The 7,322-nt window shown below is 62.0% G+C and carries 6 protein-coding genes and 1 pseudogene; 3 read left to right on the plus strand and 4 right to left on the minus strand.

Features of this window, described 5'->3' with window-relative positions; all coding sequences use genetic code 11:
- Window positions 1-341: 341 nt before the first annotated feature.
- A complete protein-coding gene (lnt, locus tag G6018_RS16990; protein WP_235027363.1) occupies window positions 342-1,820 on the plus strand; it encodes an apolipoprotein N-acyltransferase in 1,479 nt (492 codons plus the stop codon).
- A 158-nt stretch (window positions 1,821-1,978) separates the two neighbouring features.
- Here the strand turns inward: lnt and G6018_RS16995 are convergent, their stop codons facing one another.
- The 3 genes from G6018_RS16995 to G6018_RS17005 form a co-directional block, all read right to left on the minus strand.
- On the minus strand, window positions 1,979-2,947 hold the full coding sequence (locus tag G6018_RS16995; RefSeq protein WP_227022437.1) for an SURF1 family cytochrome oxidase biogenesis protein: 969 nt from the start codon (window positions 2,945-2,947) through the stop codon (window positions 1,979-1,981).
- Between the two features lie 195 nt (window positions 2,948-3,142).
- The gene (locus G6018_RS17000) at window positions 3,143-3,886 is read right to left on the minus strand and encodes a M23 family metallopeptidase (protein ID WP_182640271.1); all 744 of its coding nucleotides are present in this window, start codon (window positions 3,884-3,886) and stop codon (window positions 3,143-3,145) included.
- Between the two features lie 270 nt (window positions 3,887-4,156).
- The gene (locus G6018_RS17005) at window positions 4,157-5,041 is read right to left on the minus strand and encodes a cation diffusion facilitator family transporter (protein WP_241731126.1); all 885 of its coding nucleotides are present in this window, start codon (window positions 5,039-5,041) and stop codon (window positions 4,157-4,159) included.
- A 241-nt stretch (window positions 5,042-5,282) separates the two neighbouring features.
- Here G6018_RS17005 and G6018_RS17010 point away from each other — a divergent pair, with 241 nt between their 5' ends.
- Both G6018_RS17010 and G6018_RS17015 read left to right on the plus strand, forming a co-directional pair.
- A complete protein-coding gene (locus tag G6018_RS17010) occupies window positions 5,283-5,936 on the plus strand; it encodes a TlpA disulfide reductase family protein (protein ID WP_235027362.1) in 654 nt (217 codons plus the stop codon).
- On the plus strand, window positions 5,933-6,787 hold the full coding sequence (locus G6018_RS17015; protein ID WP_107746580.1) for a cytochrome c biogenesis CcdA family protein: 855 nt from the start codon (window positions 5,933-5,935) through the stop codon (window positions 6,785-6,787). The genes G6018_RS17010 and G6018_RS17015 overlap by 4 nt, the downstream gene beginning before the upstream one ends.
- Window positions 6,788-6,845: 58 nt before the next feature.
- On the opposite strand, the pseudogene G6018_RS17020 reads toward G6018_RS17015, so the two are convergent.
- Window positions 6,846-7,322: pseudogene (locus tag G6018_RS17020) on the minus strand (IS3 family transposase); the annotation flags it as partial.

Below are 7,322 nucleotides of genomic sequence, written 5' to 3' on the forward strand. Positions count from 1 at the left end.
GTTCCAGATCGGCCAGCTCGCCGGGTGACCCGGCAGATATGCTTCCGATCCGCTCTGTGCGTCCCGGTCGGAGGCATGTGCCGGGCCCCGCTCCGGGGCCGCGCGCGTGGACTCAGCGAGGCCGTGAACGGGTTCGATTCGCTCCCCCCGCGACCTCTGCGGAAGACGAGAGCGCACCTCGCGAGCGTGACATGACAACACGACAGAAGAACCGTGGGCCGCAATCGGTGGTACTGCCAGCAGTCGGCCTCAGGATGGGCGGGGTTACCCGAAATCAACCGCGGTCAACGCCTTCTCGGCGGTGGCTAAATAGTCACCCCGTCGGCCGTGCGCTTGGTCGAATGGTGTCGTCATTGGGCGCAGGAATACTGCTGTACACCAGTTTCCCGCCTCTATCCTTGTGGTTTCTCGCCCCGGCCGGTCTTGCCATTTTGGTTCTGGCGGTCCGAGGGATCGGCGTGCGCGGCGCGTTCGGATTGGGATACCTGGCTGGTCTCGGGTTCTTCGTACCTTTACTGCCCTGGGTGGGGGTTTATGTCGGCGCTGTCCCCTGGCTAGCATTAGCGGCGCTACAGGCCGTGGCAGTCGCTGTCTTCGCTGGGGCCACCGCACTGGTGGCGCGGCTGCCCGGGGCTGCACTGTGGATCGCGTGCTGCTGGGTGGCCACCGAAGCGGTTCGAGCGCGCCTGCCCTTCGGTGGGTTTCCCTGGGGCCGGCTGGCGTTCGGTCAGACTGATGGACCATTGCTGGCGATCGCTCAGATCGCTGGGGCGCCAGGGGTGAGCCTGTCCGTTGCACTGGTGGGCAGCGCGACGGCTGCAGTGGTCGTCGGACTTGCTCGGCGCTCCGCCTGGCGCTCGGTGTTGCTACTCGGGGCGGTGCTTGTGACCGCCTCTGCACTCGGCTCGATACCCGTCTCTACCGCACCAATCACCACCCCCTCTAAAACGGTTGCCCTAGTCCAGGGCAACGTGCCCCGACTCGGTCTGGATTTCAACGCGCAACGGCGCGCTGTACTGGACAATCATGTGGCTCGTACCGACGCTCTCGCCGCCGAGGTCGCAGCGGGGGTGAAGCCCGCACCGGATCTGGTGATCTGGCCGGAGAACGCATCAGACATCGACCCGTTTCGCAATGCCGACGCTGCAGAACAGATCGATGCGGCCACAGAGGCAATCGGCGCTCCGATCCTTGTGGGGGCGGTGGTGTCCACTGGCTCCGGTACCACCCGAAATACAGCGCTGGTGTGGGAGCAAGGAACAGGACCTGGCGATGCGCACGACAAAAGACGACTGGTTCCATTTGGTGAATATCTGCCAATGCGATCGATCGTGAGCAAGCTTTCGCCTTATGCCGCGCAGGCGGGCAACTTCGTGCCCGGTAACGGCGATGGTGTGGTGACCATCGATGAGACACCGCTCGCTGTGGCCACCTGTTATGAGGTCGCGTTCGATGATCTGGTGGCCGAGTCGGTTCGGTCGGGGGCGCAGTTGATCGCGGTACCAACGAACAATGCAACCTTCGGCGATACCGACATGACCTATCAGCAGCTGGCGATGTCGCGGCTGCGCGCTGTCGAACACAACCGCACGGTGGTGGTAGCGGCCACCAGCGGTGTCAGCGCGATTATCGCGGCGAATGGCGATGTGCTCGAGCAGACCGAAATGTTCACTGCCGATGCCCTCGTCGCACAGGTCCCGCTCAATACCGAGTTCACACTTGCCACCCGATTACGTTCAATTCCTGAACTCATCATCACGGTCACCGCAGTATTCGCGATGCTGGTGGGGTGGATTGCTAGCCGCCGTCGGCGGGGCTGAGATCCCCGGCCATGAGTGCGCGCCGATATCGGGAGCGGACCCGTCGTCGGCCGGGCCGGCTGCAGGCGCTCAACGTGAGCATGTCGGGCAGGGCGCCGAGGGCGAGAAATTGATGAGCTCCCGCGAGGTAAGGGCGAGAGCCAGCTCGAGGATTGGACTCAGTAATCGAGCCTATTTCTCGGACGTAGACGCCGTCGGCGTTCAGCCTCAAATCTGGTGCCGTAGCGATCACGAACGGTCATCGTTACGAGGCGGTCATGGGCCACTGCCTCCGTGGCCGCATCCACCTCAGCAATATGACCGGATACGACATCAGGATCGATATCCCTGTCACCAGGTCCCACAGCACCGTCGCCTAGGCTGCCTTGCTCGTCGTTGCCCTGGCTACGTTGGCGGCGCCGCTCCCGGATTTCACTCCACAGAAAGTAGCCAAGCCCAATTGGCGCTAGAACTCCGAATGCAAGCCATTGAAGCCCATAGGACAGGTACGAACCCGCCTCGACTTCCGGTATCGGAGTTGGCTCGAGTGATCCTGGTTGGCCTCCGGGGAGCTGGAGATGATAGCCAGCAAGATCGAGATCCAGAACCCGACCGATCGTCGAGGTTTCAATGGAGCGCACCATGTGACGATCGTGCAGAACTATCGGTTCGGCCGGGGTGTCGGTGGGCATTCTGAGCCTGGCGGTGATGGTCACTGGATCGGCTACCGCGGCCGGGTAGGTCGGCACCGTGTTGTTCTCGCCAACGCGAACCCATCCACGATTAATAAGCAGATCATCGCCGCCCTCGGTCCGAAATGCGGTGAGAACTTGGTAAACCTGTTCCCCGTCGACAGCTTGCTGCCGCAAGAGCACTTCGTCTTCGGGCAGATAGCGACCGGTTACTGTGACCCGATGCCACTCGGATTCGTCCAACGGCGCGTCCCGCGCCGTCAATTCCGTCAACGGCACTGGATCGGCTTCGACGCTGTGAAGAAGTTGGGAATTGCGCGTCTTCAAATCCTCGTTCTTGCCTAACTGCCATGGCGCCAACAGTGTGAAGCACGTATAGACGAACAGTGCGACGGCGATGAAGGAAATCAACCACCCCGGCGTCATCACGCGAAAGACCCTCTGCACGCCGTTCACGGTAGGCGTGGTGGTAGGACGGTCGGCATCGGGGCCCTCCTGTCGGCACCAGCTCCGGCGATCATTAATCGTGCCCGCCTCCCGCCACTGTCGGCAGGGATGGTTCCGATCCGGCGAGATCAGCGTGTTGCGTGCCGAATTGTGGCATCCGGGCCTGGATCGGAAGTGTCGAGCAGCAGGTCGTTGTCTACGTCCTCAGATGACGACGCCGTTCGCGGCCAACCATGACACCGAGTCGATCCACTGGCCGGCGGGATTCTGTACGCCGAAGTGCACATGCGGACCAGTCGAGTAGCCACGGTTACCGACTTCACCGATCACCTGGCCGACGGTGACCTGCTGGCCTTCGGTGACGTAGTTGGCATTGTTGTGGCCATACTCCAAGAGATAGCCGTCATCGGTCTTGATGCGAATCCATAACCCATAACCGGAAGCGGGGCCGGAGGCCACGACCGTGCCGGACTTGGCTGCATACAAGGGTGTGCCGATCGGCGCAGCGATGTCGGTGCCATTGTGGTTAGCGCCCCACCGCGAGCCGAAGCCAGAGGTGATCGTTCCATCAGTCGGCCTGTGAGCTTGGCTGGCGACCGAAAACGCCGAAGACGACGACTGAGCAGTATCGAATCCGAGCGCCTGGCTCAGCCCGGGGGCCTGACTTGCATACTGGCGGACCGCGTCAGCTCCGATGCCATAGCGGGCGGCAGCCTCTTCGACCATCTGTCCGACGTGCTCGGGATCAGACGATTGGGCAGCGGCCACAGGGGCGACACTAAGCGCCGCGCCACCGGCGATTGCGGCGCCAGCCAGCGTGGTGGCGGCGATCCGGCCCACTCCCCTGGATCGGTTGGCGCGATGACGCCCACCAGCAGAGATGCGGTGGCCCACACCAAGCGAGTCCATGAGATCGGCGAACGGAACGCTCTTGGAGGAGCTCGACATGATTGATTCCTTCAACTTAAGCGATGGTCGCAGCTTCATACCGACGACCACTGGAGACTCCCGAAACGGTAACAGTTGCATATCGTCCGGTCACGGAGAGTTTCCTGAGAATCCAGAAATCAGCAGTTCATACGCCATTTGTTAGTCATCTACGGCATCGCCCGACCGTTACCCCGACGTGATTTTTGGTTCGGATGCGGTCCGGTCGGGGCCACCCCGCAATCGTCCCGGGTGACTAGACCGCGATCAACGCAAGCAGGATCAAGGTCCTTACTCCTGCCCCCTCCTCGTACCCGCCGCACGTGTGATGTCGATCGCTGATGCCGCAGTCTCGTCGGGACAGTCGGTCTCCACCTGCACAGTAGAAAAGAAGAAGCGGTACCGAGCTTGAAGCAGGTTGGAGGCGGATTGGAGAACGATCTGCGGATCGGCGCTTGCGGAGGTGCGCAGGTGGCCGGAGAACACGAAACGTCCACTGGTTAGTGCCCAAGCATGGGCATGATGGACGTCTTCCACCCCATCTATCGCTGCCAGGTCTTCAGTCACGTCAGACAGGTAGACCTCGTCGGGTGTGCCCTCCATGAGCAGATGGGTGGCGTCGCGCAGGATGCTCCAGCTTGCCCATACAAGCACGAAGCCGAACGCCAAACCGAGCAGCGGATCGATCAGCAAGAACCCGGTGAACTTGATCACTAGTGCGGTGACGATGATGAGCAGGCTGCCGACGAAGGTCTGGATGATGTGCCACAACGCGCCACGAACGTTCATGTCGCTGCGGCTTTGTTTCCAGATCAGGCTCAGGGCGACGATTTCGGTAAGCAAGCCTCCCGCGGCTGCCCACAGCATGGGCGTCGTGGGCAGGTCAACCGGATCATTCATGCGCATGGCAGCCATCACGATCACCACCATCGCCATGATTAGCAGGAAACCGCCATTGACCAGCGCGCCTACGATCTCGGCGCGGTACCAGCCAAAGCTGCGATTCTCGTCTGCGGGGCGGCGGGCGAGTCGAGCAGCGAAGATGGCGACTAGGACACCACCGACCGCCGAGAAGGTGTGAAAAGCGTCCGAGATCACCGCAACCGAGCCGGTCCACAGCCCGATCGCCAACTCGATGACGAAGTAGATTCCCGTCAGCCAGGCCGAGATAGCCATGCCCCACCCACGAGCCTGCACCTGCCCGTGTCCACCATGCCCATGTGCCATGGGGGTCTCCTTTTTGCACTCGGAATCCGGTTCTCGTGTCAGCTGCACACTGTGCATCGGTCTCGCGGCGCCCACAGCTTCTCTCGGGAATCTTGATCAGACCTTCATCGAACCCCGACCGAACCAATGGGGTAGGGGCGGCACAATCGTCCGGTGTGACTGTGCAGGCAAGAGTGGTGCTGATGCTGTGATGACGACGGATGTGTTCGGCAAGGGTGCGCAGCCCGGTAGCTGGGGCAGACGGGCAAGATGCCAACTGGCCGCAGTGGTGGTGAGTTCGCTTGTACTTACTGGCTGCGCTAGCGGCACTGATGCCGTCGCTTCAGGTGAGACGTTCGATTTTGTCAGCCCGGGCGGCCAGATTGAGATCTTCTATGATCCGCCGGCGGACCGCCAGAAGATCGCTCCGATGTCTGGCCCGGAAGTAGTAGATCCGGAGGCCACTGTGGCGGTCGCAGACTTTCCTGGCGAGGTGGTGCTGATCAACCTGTGGGGTCAGTGGTGTGCGCCCTGCCGGACGGAAACCGACGACCTGCAGCGACTGCAGGACAAGTACCAGGCGCAAGGCTTCACCAATCTCGGCGTCAACTTGCGGGACCCGAATCGGCAAAAGCCTGTCGACTTCATCGAGGACAACGGGGTCACCTATCCCTCAATTTGGGACCCGTCGCAGGCCGCGGTGGCGGCGCTACATGGTTTCCCCACCTCGGTGGTGCCAGCGACACTGATTCTCGACAAACAGCACCGAGTCGCTGCGGTGTATCTAGCAGAGGTCACCGACACCCAGTTGGAGCCGGTCATCGAGAGACTGCTGGCCGAGCCTGCTGAAAGCGACGCTGCATGAACACGGTGCTGATTGCGCAATCTATTGGCCAGACGTTCCAACAAACTGCTGCCTCCGGACCTCTGCTGCTCGCGTTGGGAGCATGTGTCCTCGCTGGACTCGTCTCGTTCGCCTCGCCGTGCGTAGTCCCGCTCGTGCCCGGGTATCTGGCATATATGGCCAGCATCGTGGGTGCAGAGCGCCCGGCGGTGACTGTGCAGGCCGCCGAGCAACGCCGCGCCGAAGCCAGCTCGCTCACTCTTGAACAGCAGCGTCAGCGGGTGTCATCGCGACGACGAGTCGTCCTCGCCGCGGTGCTATTCGTTGCTGGATTCACGGTGGTCTTCGTACTGCTGTCGGCGATGGTGCTGGGCACCGTGCAATACCTCGCCCCCCGGCAAGAATTGCTGCAACGGCTCGGCGGTGTGGTGACCATCTTGATGGGACTGGTGTTCATCGGGGCCATACCCGCCCTCCAGAGGGACACTCGAATGCAGCCGAAAGCACTTTCCACCTGGGCGGGCGCGCCGCTACTTGGCGCCGTCTTCGCCCTGGGATGGACGCCGTGTCTCGGACCGACTCTGGCAGCGGCGTTGTCAGTTGCCGCCGGAACCGGACTCGACGCCGCACGCGGAGTACTGCTCATCGTGGCGTACTGCCTGGGGCTCGGACTGCCTTTCATTGTGGTGGCCTTCGGTTCGACGAGAGCCATCCGCACAGTGGGCTGGCTGCAACGACACACGCGAACGATTCAGATCGTCGGCGGCATCATGCTCATCGTCGTCGGAATCTTGCTGCTCAGCGGCATTTGGACGCAGTTCGTGTACTGGCTCCGCGACTTCGCCGTCTCCGACACCACTCTGCCGATCTGACAGTGCTCCGATGGCTGACCTGCCGCGTTGATTTCGGACAGCGGAGTTGATGGTTTCTCTACGCTGCCGTTGCCGGCTGGAGGCCAGCGTAGTGCACCTCGTTCGGGCGCTTGTAGCCGAGCGCTGAATGGCGTCGTCGGGTGTTGTAGAACCCCTCGATGTAGCTGATGACGTCGCGCCTGGCCTGCCGCTTCGTGGCGTAGACGGTGCGGTGGACGCGTTCGTTCTTGAGCGCGGAGAAGAACGACTCTGCCATCGCGTTGTCCCAGCACACGCCCGTTCTGCCCATCGAGGAACGCATCCCAAGATCAGTGACCAGCTTTCGGTAGTCGCCCGAGGTGTAGACACTTCCGCGGTCGGAATGAAAGATTGCCCGCGGCTCGACCACCGTCGTCGCAGCAGCGTTCTTTAGCGCCGTCTCGACCAGTTCGGTGCGCATGTGATCGGCTATCGACTAGCCCACGACTTTCTTGGAGTAACAGTCGATCACCGTCGCCAGATAGACGAATCCCTGCCAGGTGTGGATGTACGTAAT

Source organism: Dietzia sp. DQ11-44 (assembly GCF_014145205.1).
GTDB lineage: Bacteria > Actinomycetota > Actinomycetes > Mycobacteriales > Mycobacteriaceae > Dietzia > Dietzia natronolimnaea.